Raw genomic sequence first — 20,585 nt, 5'->3', positions numbered from 1 at the left:
CTGACCGATGGCCGAATTCAATCTCCCCGCGAACTCACGACTGACCGAAGGCAAGGCCTGGCCGAAGCCGGCCGGCGCCAAGAAGCTGACCGAGTTCAAGGTTTATCGCTGGAACCCGGATACCGGCGAGAATCCGCGCACCGACACCTATTATGTCGACCGCGAGGATTGCGGACCGATGGTCCTCGACGCGCTGATCTGGATCAAGAACAAGATCGACCCGACGCTGACCTTCCGGCGCTCCTGCCGCGAGGGCATCTGCGGCTCCTGCGCCATGAATATGGACGGCAAGAACGGGCTGGCCTGCACCACTGGCATCGATGAGTGCGGCTCGAAGGGCAAGGTCGCGATCTATCCGCTGCCGCATATGCCGGTGATCAAGGATCTGGTGCCGGACCTCACACGCTTCTATGCGCAGCACGCTTCGGTCGAGCCCTGGCTCAAGACCACGACGCCGGCGCCGGAGAAGGAGTGGGCGCAGGGCAAGGAGGACCGCGAGAAGCTCGACGGCCTTTATGAGTGTATCCTCTGCGCCTGCTGCTCGACGTCCTGCCCGAGCTACTGGTGGAATGGCGACCGCTATCTCGGTCCTGCCGTGCTGCTTCAGGCCTATCGCTGGCTGATCGACTCCCGCGATGAGGCCACCGGCGAGCGCCTCGACGACCTGGAAGACCCCTTCCGGCTCTATCGCTGCCACACGATCATGAACTGCGCCAATGCCTGCCCGAAGGGCCTGAACCCGGCCAAGGCGATCGCAGAGATCAAGAAGATGATGGTGGCGCGGCAGGTCTGAGGCGCCACTCATTCGACGGGGTGGTCGTCTGACGCGACGGCCTGCGCCGGCTTAGGCGTCCTGGGCGCATTTCGGGGAGAGGCTTCGGCTCTCGCCCGATGCGCCGGAGACTGATTGGCGATATCGGGCTCGCCTGGGCGCGCGACCGGATCCTCGGGATCAGAGATATCGCGTCGGCGCGAATGGGGCCGGATCGGCGATCGGCTTCTCGCCGCAGATCTGCGCAGCCAGGATTTCGCCGGTGACGGGCCCCGTCGCAAAGCCGATATGCTGGCTGCCGAAGGCGAGCCAGAGACCGGGATTCCGCGGCGCTTCCCCGATCATCGGCAATGAATCGGGCAGGGTCGGCCTGGCTCCGCGCCAGGTCGTGGCTTCGGTCGCCTCGGTCAGGTCAAATGCTTCCTTCGCCCGTGGCAGGACGGCGTCGATCTGCGCGAAATTCGAAGGCGCATCCCGGTTTGCGAGCTCGACACCGCTGGTCAGACGGTAGCCCTTTTCCATCGGCGCGAGGAAGTAGGCGGATTCGACGTCGTAGAACGGGCGCGAAAGGCTGCGCCCGTCGCCTGCCTTGTAATGGCGGTGATAACCGCGCTCGACATTGAGCGGGACGCTCAGCCCGAGCGGGTGCAGCAGGTCGGTGCTCCATGGGCCGAGCGCGACCACGGCGATTCCGGCATCGAAGCTGCCGGAATCGGTCGTAGCGCGCCAGCCCTGGGGTGTCCTGGAGAGCCCTGAGGCGGCGGCGCGGACGATCTTGCCGCCGCGCGCGGCGAAGAGCGCCGCATAGGCTGCGACCACGGCCTGCGGCCAGTCGACCGAGCCGTTGTCCCGCAACCACAGGCCGGCCGAAAAGATCGGGTTGAGATCGGGCTCGACCGCCGAAAGGGCCTGCCGATCGAGATAGTCGGCACGAAAGCCATGATCCTCGAGCCACTGCTGCTCGGTGCGGGCAGCCTGTTGACCGGCCTCGCTGCGCCAGAGCTTCAGCGTACCGGTTTCACGCAGGCGATGGCTGATTCCAGCCTCTGCCATCCACGCCTTGTGCAAGGTCAGGGCCTGAGCCGTCAGACCCTGGAGTGCGGCAACGCGCGGCGCGAGACGGGATGGGCGCGTCTCGGCGAGGAAGCGCAGGACCCAGCCGGGATTCCGCAGCAGGTGGCCCCAGCGATAGCGCACGGCAGCGTGCTGGTTGCCGAGATAGTTCGGCAGGCTCTTCCAGAGCGAGGGATTGTTGAGCGGGACGACGGAGGTCGGGCTGACCACGCCGGCATTGCCGTAGGAGGTTTCGCTGCCGGGCTCGCGCCGGTCGATCAGGGTGACCATGAAGCCGCGTTTCTGCAGCGCGAGCGCACAGGAGACGCCGACAATGCCGGCGCCGAGGACAAGCGAGGTACGGGTCATGCGAGGGAGGTCTCTCCATCCACCGGCACGTGCAGCCAGTGGTCGAGGAAGCCGTCGAGCCAGGCCCTGACGGCGGGATCATAGCGATACCAGCCTTCGAGATGCTGATGGCGCAGCTGGGCCCCGGGCATCAGGGTGCGCTCATGCGCGCGCACCGACCAGCGGCACATCATCGCCGGGGTCACCTCGGGATGAAACTGGATGCCATAGGCCTTGGGGCCCGAGCGAATGGCCTGGACCGGGAAATCGCCCCCGGTTGCGAGGCATTCGGCGCCGCTAGGGCAATCGAAGCCCTCGCGATGCCATTGGTACACGGTCGAGGGCCAGGCGAAGCCGGCCTCGCTCGCATGCGAATGCCCGGCTTCCGTCAGCGCAAGATCGTAATAGCCGATCTCGGCCCGGCCCTGCGGGTGCGTGTAGACGGTGCCGCCCAGATGTCGCGTGAGCATCTGGGCGCCCAGGCAGATGCCGAGAAAGGGGGCCTCTTCCTTCAGGCAGGTGCCGATCCAGTCGATCTCGGCCTTGACGAAATCATCGGGGTCGTTGGCGCTCATCGGGCCGCCGAAGATCACGGCGCCGGCATGATCGCGCATGGTCACCGGGAGCGGATCGCCGAAGCGCGGCTTGCGGATATCGAGCGCGTGCCCCCGCGCCGCCAGAAGGCGGCCGACCCGGCCGGAGGTCGAATGTTCCTGGTGCAGGACGATCAGGACAGGCTTCGGTGCCGGCCTGTTCCTGATGGGGCGAAGGGGGGAGCGGAGCTTGCGGGCAGCGCTGAGACGAAAGGGCTGATCGTTCATCACGGGCTTCGGATCGCTCCCGCGCCAAGGTCGCGCCCAGTGGCGCACCATCCATCCATGAACTGACAATGCGGTTCCATGCGGGACCGAGCAAGCAATTCATGCGCCAGGGTTGCATGGCGCGCAGGTGTTTTTTGCATGGCGGCGCCCTGATTCCGCCGGGAGCGCACGCTTCTTGACTTCAAGTTCACGATAGGTCATGAGAATGAACGTTCATTCTCATTTCGGATTCCTCGTTTGCCACCACCCTTTGCCTTCGCCTCTTCCGAGCGCGCCCTGACGGAGCGCCATTCGCGCATCCTCGATGCGGCGGAGCGCGTCTTCGCGCGCGCCGGTTTCCATGCCGCAACGATGAATGACGTTGCGGCCGAGGCCGGCATGAGCCCGGGCAATCTTTACCGCTACTTCGCCTCCAAGGACGTGATCATCGCTGGGATGGCCGAGCGGGACCGGGCTTCGATCGTCGCAGATTTCGCGGCGCTTGATCCGCGCGCCGGCAACCTCCTTGACCAGCTCGAGGCACTTGCGCGGCGGCATCTCGTCGATGAGCCGCGCGAAAAGGCCATCATCGCGTTGCAGATCTGGGCGGAAGCCGCACGCAATCCGGAAATGGCGGCGATGTGCGCCGATATCGACGGCATGGTCATGACAGGCCTGACGGTCGCGGTCTCCGCGGCCAAGGACGGCGGCGAGCTGCCGGCCGATCTCGACGAGGTCCGCTTCCTGCAGGCGATGTCGATGCTTGCCGACGGCTTCTTCTGCCGGCGCGCCTTGGATCCGAATTTCGACACCGAAGCTGCTGCCGAGACGATGTTCACCGCGATGCGCGGATTGGCTCAGGCAATGCGCCTGCAATCCCCACACACAAATCAGCCATGACTGATTCGAAGGTTATCACCATGTTGCCGCTTCCCCTCGCGCTGACGCGCCTGGCTGCCCTGTCCCTGCTGACCCTGGCGCTGCTGCCGTCTGTCTCGGCCTCGGCCCAGACGCCAGCCAGCGCGGCCGCGCAGGCAACGGCTCCCGCCCATGGCCCGGCCGTGACGGTTACCCCGGCCACGACCGCGGAAATCGTGCAGAGCGTCGTGGTCTCCGGCTCGATGATCGCGCGCGACGAGGTTCTGGTTTCGCCAGAGATCGATGGCTTCGCGCTCGTCGAGATCCTTGCGGAAGAGGGGGACCGCGTGACGGCGGGCCAGGTGCTGGCACGCCTCTCTCGGACGACGCTTGACGTCCTTCACACCCAAAACGAGGCACAGATCGCGCGTGCCGAAGCAGCGATCGCCCAGGCCAGGGCCCAGGTCAGCGAAGCGGAAGCCAATCGTGTTCAGGCCGAGAATGCTTTCGAGCGGACCAAGGCCCTGCGCGATTCGGGCAATGCCAGCATCGAGACCTTCGATCTCCGGTCCGCGGCGGCGAGGACGACGGTCGCCCGCGTCAACTCGGCGCAGCATGCGCTTGCCATCGCGACAGCAGATCTTGCGCTGGCCAAGGCGCAGGAGCGCGATATCGCCGTGAAGCTCGCGCGTACCGAGATCAAGGCTCCCGCAGCCGGAATCGTCAGCCAGCGCCGCGCCAAGCTTGGCGCCATGGCGCCCCTGGCCGCTACCGAACCCCTCTTCCGCATCATCGCCGATGGTGCGATCGAACTCGAGGCGGATGTCGCGGAGGTCGAACTTAGCTCGCTTAAGCTCGGCCAGAGGGTCGCAGTCACGCCGGCGGGAGCCCAGAAGCCGCTCGTCGGTGAGATCAGGTTGATTGCACCGCAGGTCGACAAGGCGTCTCGGCTCGGGCGCGTGCGAATCGCCCTTAAGGATAATCCGCCGGTCGCGCTTGGCTCCTTTGCTCGCGGGGTGATCGAAACCGGGCGCAAGACGAGCATCACCCTACCGCTCTCCGCCATCACCTATTCGCGCAATGGAGCGCTGGTGCAGAGCGTCAAGGACGGCAAGGTCAGCACCAAGAAGGTGACGCTGGGACTGACCGGAAACGGCCGGATCGAGATCACCTCCGGTCTCGCCGAAGGCGAGACCGTGGTCGCGCGCGCGGGCACTTTCGTGCGCGACGGCGACGCGGTTACCCCGATCGCGACGAATTGACGGGGCCGGCGGAATGAACATCAATTTCTCTGCCTGGTCGATCCGCAAACCGGTCCCGGCCATCCTGCTCTTCGTGGTGCTCTGCGTGCTTGGGGTGATGTCGTTTTCGACACTGCCGGTCACGCGGATGCCGAATATCGACGTGCCTTTCGTCTCGGTCTCAGTGACCCAGGCCGGCGCAGCGCCGGCGGAGCTTGAAAGCCAGGTCAGCAAGCGCATCGAGGATGCGGTCGCCAACATCACGGGCGTCAAGCATGTGATGTCGACGCTGACCGACGGCCAGTCGCTCACCCTGATCGAGTTCCGGCTGGAGGTGAACACCGACCGGGCGGTCAACGACGTCAAGGACGCCATCGCCAAGGTCAGGGCGGATTTGCCACGCACCATCGACGAGCCGGTGATCCAGCGCATCGATGTCGAGGGCCAGTCGGTCCTGAGCTATGGCGCATCGTCGCCCGGCATGACGCTGGAGCAACTCTCCTGGCATGTCGACGATGTCGTTGCGCGCGAATTGCAGGGGCTGAAGGGCGTTGGCCGTGTCGATCGCTACGGTGGCGTCGATCGCGAGATCAGGATTTCGCTCGATCCCGACCGGTTGCTGGCGCTCGGGACAACGGCTGGCGAAGTCAACCGGCAGATTCGGGCGACCAATGTCGACCTCGCCGGTGGGCGCGGCGAGGTTGGCGGCCAGGAACAGGCGATTCGCACGCTCGCCGGGGCACGTACGGTAGCAGAGCTTGCCGAGACCAAGATCTCGCTCACCGGTGGCCGCGAGGTGAGGCTGAAGGAGCTTGGCCGCGTCGAGGATTCCAATTCCGAGCCGCGTTCCTTCAGTCGCCTGGACAAGCAGCCCGTCGTCACCTTCGCGGTGTTCCGCTCCAAGGGTTCGAGCGAGCTCTCGGTCAAGCAGGTGGTTGCAGCGCGCATCGACGAGCTGAACAAGCGCTACCCGTCGATCGAGCTGAAGCTGATCGACGATGCCGTCGCCTATACCCATGGCAACTACCAGGCGGCGATGGAGACGCTGTTCGAGGGGGCGGCGCTGGCCGTGCTCGTCGTCTTCCTCTTCCTGCGCAACTGGCGCGCGACGCTGATCACCGCCATCGCACTACCGCTTTCGGCCATCCCCACCTTCTGGGCGATGCAGATGCTGGGCTTCTCGCTCAATCTGGTCAGTCTGCTCGGAATCACGCTCGTCACCGGCATCCTGGTCGACGACGCGATCGTCGAGATCGAGAACATCGTGCGCCATATGAAGATGGGCAAATCGCCCTATCGCGCGGCGATGGAGGCGGCCGATGAAATCGGGCTCGCGGTCATCGCGATCACCCTGACCATCGTCGCGATCTTCGCGCCGGTCTCCTTCATGGGCGGTATCGCCGGGCAGTATTTCCGCCAGTTCGGCCTGACGGTTGCCATCGCGGTGCTGTTCTCGCTGCTGGTGGCGCGACTGATCACGCCGATGATGGCGGCCTATCTGATGCGACCCGTGAAGCACGAGGATGACAGGCCTGGTCCGTTCATGCGCGGCTATGTCGGCTTGCTGCGGCTCACTCTCGCGCGGATCCGCCTGCCGTTGCTGCCGCGTTTCGATGGGACGGGGCGCTGGCGCAAGCTGCCATTCAACATGGCCTATGTGACCCTGGTGGTCGGCTTCATCTTCCTGTTCGCCTCGATCCAGGCGACGGCCTTGCTGCCGACGGGCTTCTTCCCGGAGGAGGACACTGCGCGTGTCGTCGCCAGCGTCGAGTTGCCGCCGGGCGCAACGCTGGAAGAAACCCGCGTCACGACCGACCAGATCGTCGACGCGCTGAAGACGATTCCCGAGGTCAGGCATGTCTTCGTGCTCGGTGGCGCCTCGCCGACCGGACAGCGCGAGGTCCGGCGCGCCTCGGTCACGATCATGCTGACGCCAAAGAGCGATCGTGCGGTCAAGCAAAAGGACCTGAAGGTCGTCATCGCCGAGAAGCTCGCCACCGTCCCCGATGCCCGGGCCTGGTATGTCAACGAGCGCGGCGAGCGCGAGATGGCGTTCTCGATTCTCTCCAAGGACGGCGATGCGCTCGACGAGGCGGTTGCCCGGATCGAGGCGCGCATGCGCCAGGTCGACGGCTACCTCAATGTCGCGACCGCTGGCTCACTCAGCCGGCCGGAGCTGCGCGTCACCCCGAAACTCGAGCAGGCAGCAACGCTCGGCGTCACGCCGGAGGCAATCTCGGAAGCGGTGCGCATCGCGACGATCGGCGATGCGGGTGCCAATCTTGCCAAGTTCAATGCCGGCGACCGGCTGGTGCCGATCCGTGTCCAGCTCGATGAGGCAGCGCGTGCCGACATCCGGAATATTGCCGCCCTGCGTGTCACCAATACGAGCGGCGTCTCGATTCCGCTGACGGCGGTGGCCGATATCGGCTTCGGCGAGGGGCCGAGCTCGATCGACCGCTATGACCGCGTCCGACGGGCTGCGATCGGCGCCGACCTGAAACGTGGTTTCGAACTCGGCACCGCGCAGGATACCTTCAACGAGATCGTCAAAGAGGTCGGACTGCCGGCGGGCGTCAGGATTGCCGCCACCGGTGACGCCGAGATCCAGGGCGAGGTCGTGCAGGGCTTCATCACGGCGATGACGACTGGCCTGATGTTGGTCTTCGCGCTGCTGATCCTGCTGTTCGGCTCGGTCGCCCAGCCGGTGACCATCCTGCTCTCGCTGCCGCTCTCCTTCGGCGGCGTGGTGATTGCGCTGCTCGCGACCAATAACCCGGTCTCGATGCCGGTCTATATCGGCCTGCTGATGCTGATGGGCATCGTCACCAAGAACGCGATCATGCTGGTCGATTTCGCGGTGGAGGAGGTCGCCCGCGGCAAGGACCGGATCACCTCACTGCTCGAAGCCGGGCGCAAGCGGGCCCGGCCGATCGTGATGACGACGATCGCGATGGCGGCGGGCATGTTGCCCTCCGCCTATGGCGTCGGCGATGGCGGCGAGTTCCGCGCGCCGATGGCGATCGCGGTGATCGGCGGTCTGATCGTCTCGACCGTGCTCAGCCTCGTCTTCGTGCCGTCCTTCTACACGGTGATGGACGATATCGGCCGTGGTTTCAGCTGGCTCTTCGGCCGCTTCTTCAGCAAGCCGGAGGATGAATCGGCCTGGGAGCCCATGGGGGATGAGGAATCGCCCGGCGAAGCCAGCGCCAAGGCGATGAGTGGAAAGCTGCCGCCGCCGCGGCTTGCGGCGGAGTAGGGTCGACGGGCAGGACACGACGGGCAGGACGGAGCCGAGCGGAAGCGGCTTTGCGTCTATAGTTTCGAGGTCGGGCCGCAGAACCCTGCTGTGCTCCGCGGCTGGGGGAGCAATCTCAGGCCGCTTCAGAGGGGCGGGGCCAGGTCCGGCAGCAAATCTCAGCCCTTCCGCACCAGCAGAACGGCTGCCAGAATCGCCACGCCGCCAAAGGCCTGCGCGGGCGAGGGCTGCTCGGCAAAGATCGCCCAGGCAGCGAGAACGCTGACCAGTGCCGGCCAGACCATCACCAGCGAGGCGGCGCTGGCGCCGTATTGGCCGAGCGCCAGCGTGATCAAACCCTGGCCCAGCGCATGCGAGACGAGTCCGAGCGCGATGACCGCAAGCCAGCCCTGTAGACTCTGCGGCAGGATGGTTTCGCCAAGCAGGATCGCGACCGCGATGCAGAAGACGGCGCAGAGCGCGCTGGAGATCAGGCCGATGCGCCCGGCATCGGCAAAATCCCGGGCCCGGCGAATGGCGATGATGTAGATGGCGTAGGAGAAGGCTGCTCCGACCGCCAGGCTGTCGCCGAAAATGCTGCCCGGACTGGCCGCGGCCGTAGAAGACGCGAATTTCGGCAGCACCAGCATCAACGCACCGCCGATCGCCAGCAACAGCGCGCCGAGGATGCGCCCGGTCGGCTTCTCACCGAGCAGGAGCCAGGCCGCCAGGACGACGACGACCGGCGAGAGATTGCCGAGCAGCGAGGCGTTGGCGATCGTCGTGAAGCCGAGCGAGGCATTGTAGAGCGTCACGTCGACGGCGAAGGCGAACCCGGCCAGCGCGATCGGCCACCAGCTCCCCGAGCGCGCGGCCCCCGATCTGGGCTTGCGCTGTTCGAACGCGGTCCAGGCTGCGAGCACGGGCAGGGCAAAGAGCATGCGCCAGAAGCCGGCGGCGGCCGGTCCGACATCGGCATAGCGCACGAAGATGCCGGAAAAGCCGATGCAGGTCGCGCCAGTCATCAGGGCGACGAACATGGCAAGGCCGGGTGCAGCCGGACGTGACAGGGCGAGGCTCGGGGTGGTCATCAGGGTCATCCGCGACGGGCAGTGCCGGCGATATAGGGTGCTTCCTTCAATCGGAAAAACGGATTATTCTCATCGTTCCATTCGAAATTCCGATGGAGCGAGGCGATGGCGACTCATTTCGATCTGGCGGCGCTCGATATGCTGGTGACGGTCGCCGAGACCGGCGGTTTCACGGCAGCGAGCGTCAGGCTCGGCCGCACGCAATCGGCGGTTTCGGTCCGCATCCAGGATCTCGAAGCGCAATTGGGCCAGAAGCTGCTCGAGCGCTCGCGGCGTGGGGTGACACCGACCGACGCCGGCGAAAGGCTGATCGGTCATGCCCGCCGCCTGCTCGCGGTCGAGCGCGAAGCGCTGGCTGATCTGGGCGGCGAGGCAGCCACGGGGCGACTGCGCGTCGGCGTGCCCGACGATTATGTCGACGCCTACTTGCGTCCGCTGATCGCACGATTTGCGGCCGAGCATCCGCGTGTCGAGCTGGAACTGCGTTGCGATCTCTCGAAACGGATCGAGCCTGCGCTTGCGGCCGGCGAGTTCGATATTGCCGTGATCACGCAGGATCCGGTCCGGCCAAAGGGAGAAACGCTGCGCCGCGAGCCGCTGGTCTGGGTTGCGGCGCGCGGTCATCGCCCGGAATTGCAGGAGGTTCTGCCGCTCGCTTTATTTTCCGAAGGCTGCCGGGCGCGCCCTCGTGTCCTGGCGGCGCTCACCGGGGCAGGGCGGGCGCATCGGCTGGTCTTTTCCTCCTCGCATACGGCGGGAGTGATCTCCGCGGTCGAGGCCGGATTCTGCGTCACGGCGATCACCGAGAGTGCGGTGCCGCCGAGCCTGCGCCGGCTTGGCGCCGCCGAGGGCCTGCCACCGCTGTTCGAGCTTTCGGTCGGTCTCATCGTCGCGCCTAGCCCTAGTCTCGCGGCCCGGCGCTTTGCACAGGCGCTTCGCGAAGAAATGGCCGCGCCACGGCTTGCCGCGTGAGCCGCCCGCATTGCCCTTCGGCCCGCGGCCCACTACTGAGAAGCAATGAAATTCCTCGACCAAGCCAAGATCTATGTGAAGGCCGGTGACGGCGGCGCGGGCTGCGTCTCCTTCCGGCGTGAAAAATTCATCGAATTCGGCGGCCCCAATGGCGGCGACGGCGGACGCGGTGGCGATGTCGTGATCGAATGCGTGCAGGGGCTCAACACGCTGATCGACTTCCGCTTCCAGCAGCATTTCAAAGCCAGGATCGGCGAACACGGCATGGGCAAGGACCGGCACGGCGCCAATGGCCCGCCGATCGTGCTCAAGGTGCCGCCGGGTACGCAGGTCTTCGACGAAGACGGTGAGACCTTGATTGCCGACCTGACCGAATCCGGCCAGCGTTTCGTTCTGTGCAAGGGCGGCAATGGCGGCTTCGGCAACGCCTATTTCAAGACCTCGACCAACCAGGCGCCGCGCCATGCCAATCCGGGCCTGCCGGGAGAGGAGCGCTGGGTCTGGCTTCGCCTGAAACTGATCGCCGATGCCGGGCTTGTCGGCCTCCCCAATGCCGGCAAGTCGACTTTTCTTGCCACGGTTACCGCTGCAAAGCCGAAGATCGCCGATTACCCCTTCACCACCCTGCATCCCGGCCTTGGTGTCGTGCGGGTCGATGGGCGCGAGATGGTGTTGGCCGATATTCCTGGCCTGATCGAGGGAGCGCATGAGGGACATGGGCTCGGCGATCGCTTTCTCGGCCATATCGAGCGCTGCCGCGTGTTGCTGCATCTGGTCGAAGGCACCAGCGAGCACGCCGGCAAGGCTTACAAGACCGTTCGGGAGGAACTCGAGGCCTATGGCGAGGGCCTGGCCGAGAAGCCCGAGATCGTGGCGCTGTCTAAAGTGGACGCCCTGAGCCCGGAGCTGCTCAAGGAGCAGGTCGCGCGGCTGAAGCGGGCCGCCAAGCGCGCGCCGATCGTGCTGTCATCAGCGTCTGGCCAGGGCGTCGACGATGCCTTGCGCGCCCTCTTCGCGGTGGTCGAAGAGGCTCGGAAGGAAGAGGCCCAGGCCGATGCTCCGGCGCTGGAAACCGGCTGGCGCCCATAACCGGTCATTCGCCACGGGATGTTGACGACCGTTCCCAGCGAGCTCCAAACGGCTTGCGTGGAAACGCGCGCCACCATCTAAGTCATGGCTACCGTCAAAGGGGGACTTGTCAGGTGATTTCGAAGCTTAGGCCTCTCGCGTTCGTTTCCGTCGTGATCTTCAGTGGCGCAGCCCTTGCCCAGGCGCAGCGTCCTTCCGCGAGTGCACAGGCTCCGGCCGCTCCTGGCGGCGTTTCGCAGCCGGACAATACGACGGCGACCTATGGCGACTGGACCCATCGCTGCCAGCAGGGCGTCGGGACCCGGATCTGCGAGATCGTGCAGACGCTCGAGGTGCAGGGGCAGCGCGGCCCGGTGGCGTTGATCGCGCTCGGGCGGCCGGTGCGCAATGAACCCTACAAGCTCGTGGTGCAGGTGCCGCCGAATGTGAGCCTCGGCGCCAAGGCCGGTATCCGCCTTGCGCTCGGAGAGAAGGACGAGGGGACGCTTGCCGACTTCCAGCGCTGCCTTCCCGGCGGCTGCTTCGCCGAGGTGAACGTGAGCGACGACCTGCTGAAGCGTTGGCGCGGCTTTGGCGAGGCTGGCCAGCTTCGCTATCAGGATGGTGCTAACCGCGCCGTCGTGCTGCCCTTCTCGTTCAAGGGCTTTCAGTCCGCAGTGGACGCGCTTGCCCGCGAGCCCTGAGATCGGCGCGTTTCAGTTCTCGGTGAATTGCAGCCGGTGCAGCCGGGCATAGGTGCCGTCATGCTCGATCAGAGCATCATGGCTACCGGTCTCGACGATCCGGCCCTCTTCCAGCACGACGATGAGATCGGCCTCGCGCACGGTCGAGAGGCGATGGGCGATCACCAGTGTCGTGCGGTTCTTCATCAGCCGGGCGAGCGCCTGCTGGACGAGCCGCTCTGACTCGGTGTCGAGTGCGCTCGTCGCCTCGTCGAGCAGCAGGATTGGCGCATCCTTCAGGATGGCCCGCGCGATGGCGACACGCTGGCGTTCACCGCCGGACAGCTTCGAACCGCGCTCGCCGACCTGCGTATCGTAGCCATCGGGCATGGCCATGATGAAATCATGCGCCGCTGCGTCCCTGGCGGCGGCCATGATCTCGGCCTCGGTCGCTCCCGGCCGGCCAAAGGCGATGTTGGCCCGCACGGTATCGTCGAAGAGCATGACATCCTGGCTGACGACACCGATCTGGCCGCGCAGGCTGGCGAGAGTGACGTCGCGCAGATCCTGTCCGTCGATCTCGATGCGGCCCTCGTTCGGGTCGTAAAGGCGCGGCGCCAGGGTGAGCAGCGTCGACTTGCCGGAGCCGGAGCGACCGACCAGAGCTGTCATCCTGCCACCCTGTGCGACGAGATCGATGCCTTCCAGGGCGCGGGCATCATCGCGATAGCGAAAGCGAACGTGCCGGAAGGCGATCTCGCCGGCACCGACCTTGAGGGGCTGCGCTCCAGGGCGCTCGGTGACCAACGGCTTCTCGTCGATCAGGGCATAGTAGCGTTTCAGCGAGGCCCCGGCCTCCTGCAGGATGGCGTTGAGGTTGCCGAGCGAACGCATCGGCTGCGCCGCGAGCAGCAGCGCCGAGACATAACCGGTGAAATCGCCGATCGTGCTGGTGCCCGCCGTGATCCTGACCCCGATGGCGGCAAGGACGCCGGCGACCGCCATGCCGCCGGCGACCTCGAGCAGAGGATCGAGCCGGCCGCGGGCATTGGCAGCCTTCATCTTGAGCGAGCGGATCGTCTCGAAGGCATGCGCGGCGCGCGCCTTGAGATAGGGCTCGAGCGAGTCCGTCTTGGCGACGCGGGCACCCTGCAGGCTCTCGGTGACGAGGCTTGCCATGATGCCTGTCTGCTCCTGCTGCGACATCGCCATGCGGCGCAACTTCTTGCCGATCCGGCCGATCGGGCGCGCGACGATCGGCGCGATCAGCAGAACGACAAGGGTCATCTGCCAATCGATCCAGAGCAGGGCCCCGACCAGTGCGATGGAGGTCATCACATCGCGCACGGCGATGTTGATGATCCGGGTCAGTGCCTCCTTCACATAGGTGAAGTCGGTGGTGAAGCGCTGGGTCAGCGACGCGGGGTTCTCGCGCTGGAGCTGAGCAAGGTCGGCGTCGATCAGATGCGCGTAGAGCGCGGACTGCATATCCGCTTCGATTCGGCTGACCACGCTGTTGGTCATCACCGTTTGCGTAAGCAGCGAGAAGCCCTTGATCGCAGTGACGATGACGACGACGACCGCAACGGCGTTGACCACGCCGATCTCGATCCCGATCGACTTCGAAACGAGACGCTCCATCCGGCGCACGAAGCCCGTCGCTTCCGCCGATAGGGGGTCGGCGAAGGCGTCGAAGGCTGCCTTGATCAGAAGCGGGTAGAAGCTGGTTGTCGCGGCGATCACCACCACTAGTGCCAGGATCATCGCCATCTGGGGCAGGTAGGCGTTGACTCGCTCGCGCCAGACGCGGGCGAAGAGCGCAAAGGTGTCGTCGGTAACGCGGCCGATCTTCATGGCGCGGGGCCTAACATGGTCGACCGCGATATGCCACTGGCTTGGCGGCGGGGGCGTTCCTCGCGCTCCGGTCTTGTTCCAGACACGAAGCTGGCGTCCCATAGCCACAGTGCTGCAACTGATTCCGGAGATAGCGTATACTCATGCCCGCGCCCCCGCCGGCCCAGATCGGCCAGAGCTTCGCCGAGATCGACACGCCAGCGCTCGTTCTCGATCTCGACGCCTTCGAGCGGAATCTCGTCGCCATGGCCGCCTATACGCAGGCCCATGGCGTACGTCTTCGTCCTCATGCCAAGACCCATAAGAGCCCGGATATCGCCCTGCTTCAGATCGCGCATGGCGCCGTCGGCCAGTGCTGCCAGAAGGTCTCCGAAGCCGAGATTCTCGTCGCGGGCGGAGTCGGCGATGTTCTGGTCACCAACGAGATCGTCGGTCCAGCCAAGCTCGATCGGCTCGCCAAGCTGGCGCGCAACGCACGGATCGGCCTTTGCGTCGATCATCCCGAGGGCGTGCGCGAGGCGGCGGAGGCGGCTGCGCGGCACGACGTGATGCTCGACGTTATGGTCGAGCTCGATATTGGCGGGCGCCGCTGTGGCGTCGCAGTCGGCGAAGCCGTCCGCATCGCCGAGGCGGTCGCGCGCAGCAACTCGCTGCGCTTCACGGGCATCCAAGCCTATCACGGTGCTGCCCAGCACATGCGCTCGATCGACGAGCGGCGCGAGGCGATCGAGCGCGCCGGGCTGCTCGCCCGCAACGCGGTGGAGCGCCTCGGGCAGGCAGGCCTCACCTGCGAATATGTCAGCGGCGCCGGCACCGGTACCTATGAGCTCGAAAGCCAGTCCGGCATCTGGAACGAGATTCAGGCCGGCTCCTACATCTTCATGGATGCAGATTACGCGCGCAATCGGCAGGCGGACGGCACCCCCTTCAGGGCCTTCGAACACGCGCTCTTCGTCCTCGCCGGGGTGATGAGCAAGCCCGTGCCGGACCGTGCCATCGTCGATGCCGGGCACAAGGCGGCGGCGGTCGATTCCGGCATGCCGATGCCGTTCCAGCGCGACGGCGTCATCTACACCAAACCCTCTGACGAGCATGGCGTGCTCACCGGTGATCCGATCGCGCTGCCGCATCGCGGCGACCGCATCCTGCTCATTCCGGGCCATTGCGACCCGACGGTGAACCTGCACGACTGGTATGTCGGCGTGCGCGGGCTGCACGGTCCCGATGCGCATGTCGAGACGCTTTGGCCAGTTGCGGGGCGTGGCGCGCTGACCTGAGGACACAGGGACTGCGTATGGCTGCGTCCGAAATTCGCTTCCCATGTTTCGGACGCAGGCCCCGATGCTGGCTGAGTTCCTGCTGACCCTTGCGACCCCGGTCGGACGGATGACGCGGCAGCTTGGCCTGTTGCGGGAGAGCACTGCGCTCTGGGCGCGCGGGCGACGCCAGCGCAAAGGCTGGACACCGCACCACCAGCGCTGTCAGGCGGTCGTCGCGCAGATCGTCCGCGAGCTCGGACGCCACCGCACGGCCATCGTGCTCGGCTCGGGATTGGTGCGCGATGTGCCTCTCGACCTGCTCTGCGCACGCTTTCAGCGCGTCGTGTTGATCGACGTGGTCCATTTGCCCCAGGTCAGGCTGCGCATGGCGCTGCGCCGCAATGTCGAGCTGGTGACGCGTGATCTGACTGGCGTCATGAACTGGCTTGCGGGGGAGAGCCAGGGGCGTAGCGACCCGCTGGCCGATCTCAGTGCGGACAAGGAGGTCGATCTGGTAATCTCGGCTAACCTGATGTCGCAGCTCGCCTGGCCGATCGAGGACTGGCTCGAGGAGAACGGGGACCGCGCAACCGCCCTTCCGGATGATCTGCCGGCGCGTTGCATCGCCTGGCATCTCCAGGACCTTGCGCGCTTCGCGGGACGTGTCTGCCTGATCAGCGATGTCGAGATGCTCGAGCACGACCGCGATGGCACAGTGACGGACCGGCTGGATCTGGCGCGCCGTGTCCCGCTACCGCCGCCGGATGAACGCTGGGACTGGCTCGTCGCGCCCTTTGGCGAGGCTGAAAGCGACCGCGAATATGTTCATCGCGTCTGCGCCTGGAGGAATTTCCGGACGCACGAACTCTGACCGTTCGTGTCAGCCTGGGCCGGGCGAGCACCGAGGGCGGCGCAGTGCCGACCATCGATGGCGATAGGACCGGCCGCACCCGCACCGTGACGGAGCATGCAGCGTCGCTAATGGCGACAAGCCACAGGTCAACGAGTACCCTGTCAGAGCGCGGGGCTTGGCCAAGTCCCGCATGAGACCCGATCAATGACGGATAGGTTGGCGTGAATCGGTTCATCAGCCCCGAAGGGCAGAAGGCGATCGCCGCATGGCAGGGGCGACCGGCCGCAGCCCTTCTCATGCAAAGCGATGCAGGCCGATGCATCAGCCTATGCGCACTCTCGTCGTCGCCGAGCGTCTGATGGCGCAGGACACGGTTTCTACCGGTGAGCCGCAGCAGCCGGCCCTGCTGCACGCCGCCGGGAGCTTGCGAGCAGCCTTGACCGAGATGGCGCAGGCATTCGAGACCGCGACCGGGGTTCAGGTCAAACCTGCCTATGGCCCTTCGGGATTGCTGCGCGAGCGGTTGGCCAAGGACGAAGCCGCGGAGGTGTTCGCTTCCGCCAACATGGGCCACCCGGCTGCACTGGCGGACGCGGGCCTGGCCGGGCCGGTCGTGCTCTTCGCGCGCAACGAGCTCTGCGCCTTCGTTCGGCCGGGCCTGATGGTCACCGCCGAGACGTTGCTGGAACGCATGCTCGATCCATCCATCAGGCTCGGCACCTCGACGCCGAAAGCGGATCCTTCGGGCGATTACGCTTTCGAGGTCTTCGCGCGGGCCGAGGCCTTGAAGCCGGGCGCAAGGGCGGCGCTCGAGGCCAAGGCACTGCAGCTGACGGGCGGTCCGAGCAGCGTTGCCGCCCCTGACGACGTCAATGCCTATGGCTACAAGCTTGCCAGTGGCGAGGCCGACATCTTCCTGGCCTATTGCACCAATACCCAGCCACTCGCCCGGGAGCAGCCCGGCGTGACGCTGGTCCGGCTGCCGGCTGCGCTCGCGGTGGGGGCCGATTACGGGTTGACCGTGATGAGCAAGGCCTCGCCAAACGGCTACCGGCTTGCCATGTTCATCCTGTCGCGGGCGGGGCAGGAGATTCTGGCGAAACACGGCTTTGCCGCGCCGGCGCTCCCACATAGCGGGTCGAAGTGACGGAGTTGGCAATGGATTGGCAGGCGACGCGGCGGGGCGAGACCATCGCTGCCTTGCCCGATCGGCAGGATGCGCATCTCGTCTTCATCGGCCGCCTGCGCACGCCCTTCGCCTCACGCGATCAATGCCCGCGTCGTGGAGACCCGGAATCAGGGCCCATCTGCCATGTCGAGGTCGATGCGACCTGGTGGCCGGCGCTGGCCGGCGTCGAAGCCTGCGCATATCTCGACCTGCTGTACTGGATGAACCTGGCCCGAAGGGATCTGCTGACCCAGAGCCCGAAATCCAGCGGCCAGATCCTCGGCACTTTTGCACTGCGCTCGCCGGTCCGGCCCAATCCGATCGCCCTGTCGCGGGTCAGGCTCATTGGGGTGGAGGAGGGCGCGCTGCGGGTGCGCGGGCTCGACTGCGTCGACGGCACTCCGCTTCTCGACATCAAACCGAACCGCTGCCCGCAAGCGGGCGCCGGCACGGAGCATGATCATGCGCGGACCTGACCGTCGAACCGTTCTGGGCGGCCTTGCCGCGACGCTCGCCGCGCCGCGCATTGCGCGTGCTGCAACCGTGCGCGATGGCGCCGGGCGTGAAATCGCCATTCCGGTCCGGGTCGAACGCGCCTTTCCGGCGGGGCCACCTGCTGCGATCACGCTCTATACGCTTGCGCCCGATCTGCTGCTCGGCTGGCCGCGCGCCAATCGCGCGGAGGAGCGCGAATTCCTGCTGCCTGGAATTGGCGACAGGCCGGAAGTCGGTCGCATCACCGGGCGCGGCAACAGCGCCAATCTCGAAGCGGTGCTCGGCCTCAAGCCGGACCTGATCGTCGATGCCGGTTCGACGGGCAGAACCTATGTCGAGCTGGCAATGCGGGTGCAGGAACAGACCGGCATTCCCTATGCGCTGCTGGATGGTCGCTTCGAGCAGATTCCGGCGAGCTATCGCATCCTCGGCCAATTGGCCGGGCGCGGCGAACGCGCCGAGACGCTGGCGCGCTGGTGCGAGACCGCAATGGCGACGATCAAGGGGCGTATCGCCACGATTCCCGGGGAGAAGCGTCCCTCGGTCTATTACGCGCGCGGCCCACGCGGGCTCGAGACGGGGCTCGGCGGCTCGATCAATGTCGAGACGCTCTCCTTCCTCGGCGCGCGCAATGTCGCGGCAGAGACCCCGGGCAGCGGGCTTGCGAATGTCTCGCTCGAACAGATCCTGTCCTGGGATCCGGAGGTGATCGTCACCATCGATCCGGCCTTCGCCGATGGCGTCGCCAGCGATCCTGCCTGGGCGAATGTCCGGGCGGTGCGCGATCGCCGCGTGCATCTCTCCCCTAAGCTGCCTTTCGGCTGGGTCGATTTCCCGCCTTCGGTCAACCGGATGATCGGGCTGTGGTGGCTGGCGAAGCTGCTCTATCCCGCCCAGTTCCCCGAGGATATCCGCCCGCTCGCCCGCGAATTCCACACGCTATTCTATCAGGTGACGCCGACCGACGCGCAACTCGACCGTGTCCTGGCTGGGCGAGGCTAGCCCCTTGTCGCCATCCTTCGCGCGCGGAACCCTGTTCGCCTTCGGTTTGCTCGCGCTCGGCGTCGTGCTTGCCTTCGCGCTGGGACGCTTCCCGGTCGGGCCCGGTGATCTGCTGCGCATCCTCTGGGCGGGGGTGAGCGGTCAGCCGTCGGGCCTGCCGCCGCAGCTGGAAACGGTGATCTGGAATATCCGCGGCCCGCGCGTGATTGCGGCCATGCTCTGCGGGGCGGCGCTCGCGATCGCCGGCACGGCCTTCCAGGGGCTGTTCCGCAACCCGCTGGTCTCGCCCGATATCCTCGGCGCTTCGTCTGGCGCGGCGCTCGGCGCGGTGGTCGGCATCTATTTCTCGCTCGGCATCGTCGGCATCCAGCTCGGAGCCTTCATCGGCGGATTGATCGCGGTCGGCGCCGTCTATGTCGTCGGCTCGACCATCCGGCGCGGCGACCCGGTGCTGGCGCTCGTCCTGACCGGCGTGGTCATCGGCTCGCTGCTTGGCGCCGGAATCGGCCTCGTGAAATACTGGGCCGATCCTTATAATCAGCTCCCGGCCATGACCTTCTGGCTGCTGGGCAGCCTTGCCGGGACCGCCAAGCCCGATCTCCTGCCGCTGCTCGGCCCGGTCGCCCTCGGCTCGGTGGTTCTGATCGCCCTGCGCTGGCGCATGAACGTGATGTCGCTGCCGGAGGAGGAGGCGCGGGCGCTCGGATTGAACACCGGCCCGTTGCGCCTTGCCATCGTCGCGGCCGCGACGCTGGTCACGGCGGCGAGCGTTGCGGCGGCGGGGATCATCGGCTGGGTCGGCCTCGTCGTGCCGCATCTCGCGCGGTTTCTCGTCGGGCCCGACTTCGGCAAGCTCGTGCCGACCGCCGCGATCCTCGGCGGCGGCTACCTCTTGATCATCGACACGCTGGCGCGAACGATCGGCCCGGTCGAGACGCCGCTCGGCATCCTCACCGCGGTGATCGGCACGCCCTTCTTCATCTGGCTGCTTGCGTCGGCGCGTGGAGGCTGGTCGTGAGCCTCAGTGCCGTCGATCTCGCCTATGGCTATCCAGAGCGCCAGATCGGCCGGGCGATCACGCTGGCCCTGCGGGCGGGTGAGGTGCTTGCCCTGCTCGGGCCGAATGGCAGCGGCAAGACGACCCTGCTGAAAACCCTGCTCGGCCTTCTGCCGCCACATGCCGGCGGGCTCACCCTTGACGAGCAGCCGCTTGCTGGCCTGACGGTCTCAGAGCGGGCGCGAGCGCTGGGATACGTGCCGCAAGCACATGCCGGAACCTTCGCCTTCTCGGTCTTCGCTGTCGTCCTGATGGGGCGTACCGCTCATGGCGCGCTGTTCGCCGCCCCCTCGCGGCATGATCGCGAGGTGGCGATGGCGATGCTGGAGCGCCTCGGTATCGCGGGGTTGGCCGAGCGCCCTTACACGCAGATCTCGGGCGGCGAGCGCCAGCTCGTGCTGGTCGCCCGCGCGCTGGCGCAGGAACCACGCTACGTCATCCTCGACGAGCCGACCGCAAGCCTCGATTTCGGCAACCAGGGCAAGGTGATGGCGCAGATCAGGCGCCTCGCGGCCGAAGGACTGGGCGTGCTCTTCACCACGCACGACCCCAATCAGGCGCTGCGGCATGCCGACCGCGTCATGATGATTCGCGAGGGGCGGATGCTGGCGAGCGGGATCGCGCAGGACTTGCTGACGCCGGTGCGCCTGATGGAGCTCTACGGCGTCGGGATCGAGACGGTGCGGGACGACGCGGGCCGCGTCGCGTTCCTGCCGGGCGAATAGAGCTGTCCGAGCGTGGCCTCGGGGGCCGCCAGAAGGCATCCAGAAGGA

General features: G+C 66.4%; 18 protein-coding genes. 14 read left to right on the top strand and 4 right to left on the bottom strand.

What is annotated here, in order from left to right:
- Positions 1 to 7: 7 nt before the first annotated feature.
- Complete coding sequence (locus AC1DGP_RS26415) at positions 8 to 793, top strand: succinate dehydrogenase iron-sulfur subunit (RefSeq protein WP_069878688.1); 786 nt, start codon at positions 8 to 10, stop codon at positions 791 to 793.
- A gap of 159 nt (positions 794 to 952) precedes the next feature.
- On the opposite strand, the gene AC1DGP_RS26410 is transcribed toward AC1DGP_RS26415, so the two are convergent.
- The gene (locus AC1DGP_RS26410) at positions 953 to 2,194 is read right to left on the bottom strand and encodes an NAD(P)/FAD-dependent oxidoreductase (protein ID WP_441507428.1); all 1,242 of its coding nucleotides are present in this window, start codon (positions 2,192 to 2,194) and stop codon (positions 953 to 955) included.
- Positions 2,191 to 2,994, bottom strand: coding sequence for a glutamine amidotransferase (locus tag AC1DGP_RS26405; protein ID WP_441507427.1), 804 nt, complete (start codon positions 2,992 to 2,994; stop codon positions 2,191 to 2,193). The genes AC1DGP_RS26410 and AC1DGP_RS26405 overlap by 4 nt, the downstream gene beginning before the upstream one ends.
- Positions 2,995 to 3,231: 237 nt before the next feature.
- Between AC1DGP_RS26405 and AC1DGP_RS26400 the strand changes: the two genes are divergently transcribed.
- Genes AC1DGP_RS26400 through AC1DGP_RS26390 form a run of 3 tightly spaced genes read left to right on the top strand, consistent with a single transcriptional unit; the run spans position 3,232 to position 8,331 of the window.
- A complete protein-coding gene (locus tag AC1DGP_RS26400) occupies positions 3,232 to 3,873 on the top strand; it encodes a TetR/AcrR family transcriptional regulator (RefSeq protein WP_441492729.1) in 642 nt (213 codons plus the stop codon).
- Between the two features lie 20 nt (positions 3,874 to 3,893).
- Positions 3,894 to 5,093: an efflux RND transporter periplasmic adaptor subunit gene (locus AC1DGP_RS26395; protein WP_441492730.1), complete on the top strand. Its 1,200-nt coding sequence runs from the start codon at positions 3,894 to 3,896 to the stop codon at positions 5,091 to 5,093.
- Positions 5,094 to 5,106: 13 nt separating this feature from the next.
- Positions 5,107 to 8,331: an efflux RND transporter permease subunit gene (locus AC1DGP_RS26390; protein WP_441492731.1), complete on the top strand. Its 3,225-nt coding sequence runs from the start codon at positions 5,107 to 5,109 to the stop codon at positions 8,329 to 8,331.
- Between the two features lie 158 nt (positions 8,332 to 8,489).
- Here AC1DGP_RS26390 and AC1DGP_RS26385 read toward each other — a convergent pair whose 3' ends face one another.
- Complete coding sequence (locus AC1DGP_RS26385) at positions 8,490 to 9,401, bottom strand: DMT family transporter (protein WP_441492732.1); 912 nt, start codon at positions 9,399 to 9,401, stop codon at positions 8,490 to 8,492.
- A 105-nt stretch (positions 9,402 to 9,506) separates the two neighbouring features.
- On the opposite strand from AC1DGP_RS26385, the gene AC1DGP_RS26380 reads away from it, so the two are divergent.
- From AC1DGP_RS26380 to AC1DGP_RS26370, 3 genes are all read left to right on the top strand, one after another.
- Complete coding sequence (locus AC1DGP_RS26380; protein ID WP_441492733.1) at positions 9,507 to 10,373, top strand: LysR family transcriptional regulator; 867 nt, start codon at positions 9,507 to 9,509, stop codon at positions 10,371 to 10,373.
- 45 nt (positions 10,374 to 10,418) lie between these two features.
- Entirely contained in the window at positions 10,419 to 11,462 is a 1,044-nt protein-coding gene (obgE, locus tag AC1DGP_RS26375) for a GTPase ObgE (protein ID WP_441492734.1), read from the top strand.
- Positions 11,463 to 11,575: 113 nt separating this feature from the next.
- On the top strand, positions 11,576 to 12,145 hold the full coding sequence (locus AC1DGP_RS26370; RefSeq protein WP_441492735.1) for an invasion associated locus B family protein: 570 nt from the start codon (positions 11,576 to 11,578) through the stop codon (positions 12,143 to 12,145).
- A 12-nt stretch (positions 12,146 to 12,157) separates the two neighbouring features.
- Here AC1DGP_RS26370 and AC1DGP_RS26365 read toward each other — a convergent pair whose 3' ends face one another.
- Positions 12,158 to 13,978, bottom strand: a complete 1,821-nt coding sequence (locus AC1DGP_RS26365; protein ID WP_441507426.1) for an ABC transporter ATP-binding protein — start codon at positions 13,976 to 13,978, stop codon at positions 12,158 to 12,160.
- Between the two features lie 143 nt (positions 13,979 to 14,121).
- On the opposite strand from AC1DGP_RS26365, the gene AC1DGP_RS26360 reads away from it, so the two are divergent.
- From AC1DGP_RS26360 to AC1DGP_RS26330, 7 genes are all read left to right on the top strand, one after another.
- Positions 14,122 to 15,255 (top strand): DSD1 family PLP-dependent enzyme, encoded by a 1,134-nt coding sequence (locus AC1DGP_RS26360; RefSeq protein ID WP_441492737.1) that lies wholly within the window; start codon positions 14,122 to 14,124, stop codon positions 15,253 to 15,255.
- A 64-nt stretch (positions 15,256 to 15,319) separates the two neighbouring features.
- Complete coding sequence (locus tag AC1DGP_RS26355) at positions 15,320 to 16,108, top strand: hypothetical protein (protein ID WP_441492738.1); 789 nt, start codon at positions 15,320 to 15,322, stop codon at positions 16,106 to 16,108.
- Between the two features lie 310 nt (positions 16,109 to 16,418).
- The gene (locus AC1DGP_RS26350) at positions 16,419 to 17,237 is read left to right on the top strand and encodes a molybdate ABC transporter substrate-binding protein (RefSeq protein ID WP_441507425.1); all 819 of its coding nucleotides are present in this window, start codon (positions 16,419 to 16,421) and stop codon (positions 17,235 to 17,237) included.
- 11 nt (positions 17,238 to 17,248) lie between these two features.
- Positions 17,249 to 17,734 (top strand): SAM-dependent methyltransferase, encoded by a 486-nt coding sequence (locus AC1DGP_RS26345; RefSeq protein WP_441507424.1) that lies wholly within the window; start codon positions 17,249 to 17,251, stop codon positions 17,732 to 17,734.
- The gene (locus AC1DGP_RS26340) at positions 17,721 to 18,755 is read left to right on the top strand and encodes an iron ABC transporter substrate-binding protein (RefSeq protein ID WP_441507423.1); all 1,035 of its coding nucleotides are present in this window, start codon (positions 17,721 to 17,723) and stop codon (positions 18,753 to 18,755) included. The genes AC1DGP_RS26345 and AC1DGP_RS26340 overlap by 14 nt, the downstream gene beginning before the upstream one ends.
- A 4-nt stretch (positions 18,756 to 18,759) precedes the next feature.
- Positions 18,760 to 19,773, top strand: coding sequence for a FecCD family ABC transporter permease (locus AC1DGP_RS26335; RefSeq protein ID WP_441507422.1), 1,014 nt, complete (start codon positions 18,760 to 18,762; stop codon positions 19,771 to 19,773).
- Positions 19,770 to 20,537, top strand: coding sequence for an ABC transporter ATP-binding protein (locus AC1DGP_RS26330; RefSeq protein ID WP_441492743.1), 768 nt, complete (start codon positions 19,770 to 19,772; stop codon positions 20,535 to 20,537). The genes AC1DGP_RS26335 and AC1DGP_RS26330 overlap by 4 nt, the downstream gene beginning before the upstream one ends.
- The last annotated feature ends 48 nt before the right edge of the window (positions 20,538 to 20,585 follow it).

The sequence above is a fragment of the Allobosea sp. 05T433 genome (assembly GCF_056396065.1).
Note: the sequence above shows the minus strand (reverse complement) of the source record. Positions and strands in the feature narration are given on the sequence as shown.

Coding starts and splice junctions, on each gene's coding strand:
- AC1DGP_RS26415 (WP_069878688.1), top strand. CDS start 8: ATGGCCGAATTCAATCTCCCCGCGAACTCACGACTGACCGAAGGCAAG.
- AC1DGP_RS26410 (WP_441507428.1), bottom strand. CDS start 2,194: ATGACCCGTACCTCGCTTGTCCTCGGCGCCGGCATTGTCGGCGTCTCC.
- AC1DGP_RS26405 (WP_441507427.1), bottom strand. CDS start 2,994: ATGAACGATCAGCCCTTTCGTCTCAGCGCTGCCCGCAAGCTCCGCTCC.
- AC1DGP_RS26395 (WP_441492730.1), top strand. CDS start 3,894: ATGTTGCCGCTTCCCCTCGCGCTGACGCGCCTGGCTGCCCTGTCCCTG.
- AC1DGP_RS26390 (WP_441492731.1), top strand. CDS start 5,107: ATGAACATCAATTTCTCTGCCTGGTCGATCCGCAAACCGGTCCCGGCC.
- AC1DGP_RS26385 (WP_441492732.1), bottom strand. CDS start 9,401: ATGACCACCCCGAGCCTCGCCCTGTCACGTCCGGCTGCACCCGGCCTT.
- AC1DGP_RS26380 (WP_441492733.1), top strand. CDS start 9,507: ATGGCGACTCATTTCGATCTGGCGGCGCTCGATATGCTGGTGACGGTC.
- obgE (WP_441492734.1), top strand. CDS start 10,419: ATGAAATTCCTCGACCAAGCCAAGATCTATGTGAAGGCCGGTGACGGC.
- AC1DGP_RS26365 (WP_441507426.1), bottom strand. CDS start 13,978: ATGAAGATCGGCCGCGTTACCGACGACACCTTTGCGCTCTTCGCCCGC.
- AC1DGP_RS26360 (WP_441492737.1), top strand. CDS start 14,122: ATGCCCGCGCCCCCGCCGGCCCAGATCGGCCAGAGCTTCGCCGAGATC.
- AC1DGP_RS26355 (WP_441492738.1), top strand. CDS start 15,320: ATGCTGGCTGAGTTCCTGCTGACCCTTGCGACCCCGGTCGGACGGATG.
- AC1DGP_RS26350 (WP_441507425.1), top strand. CDS start 16,419: ATGCGCACTCTCGTCGTCGCCGAGCGTCTGATGGCGCAGGACACGGTT.
- AC1DGP_RS26345 (WP_441507424.1), top strand. CDS start 17,249: ATGGATTGGCAGGCGACGCGGCGGGGCGAGACCATCGCTGCCTTGCCC.
- AC1DGP_RS26340 (WP_441507423.1), top strand. CDS start 17,721: ATGCGCGGACCTGACCGTCGAACCGTTCTGGGCGGCCTTGCCGCGACG.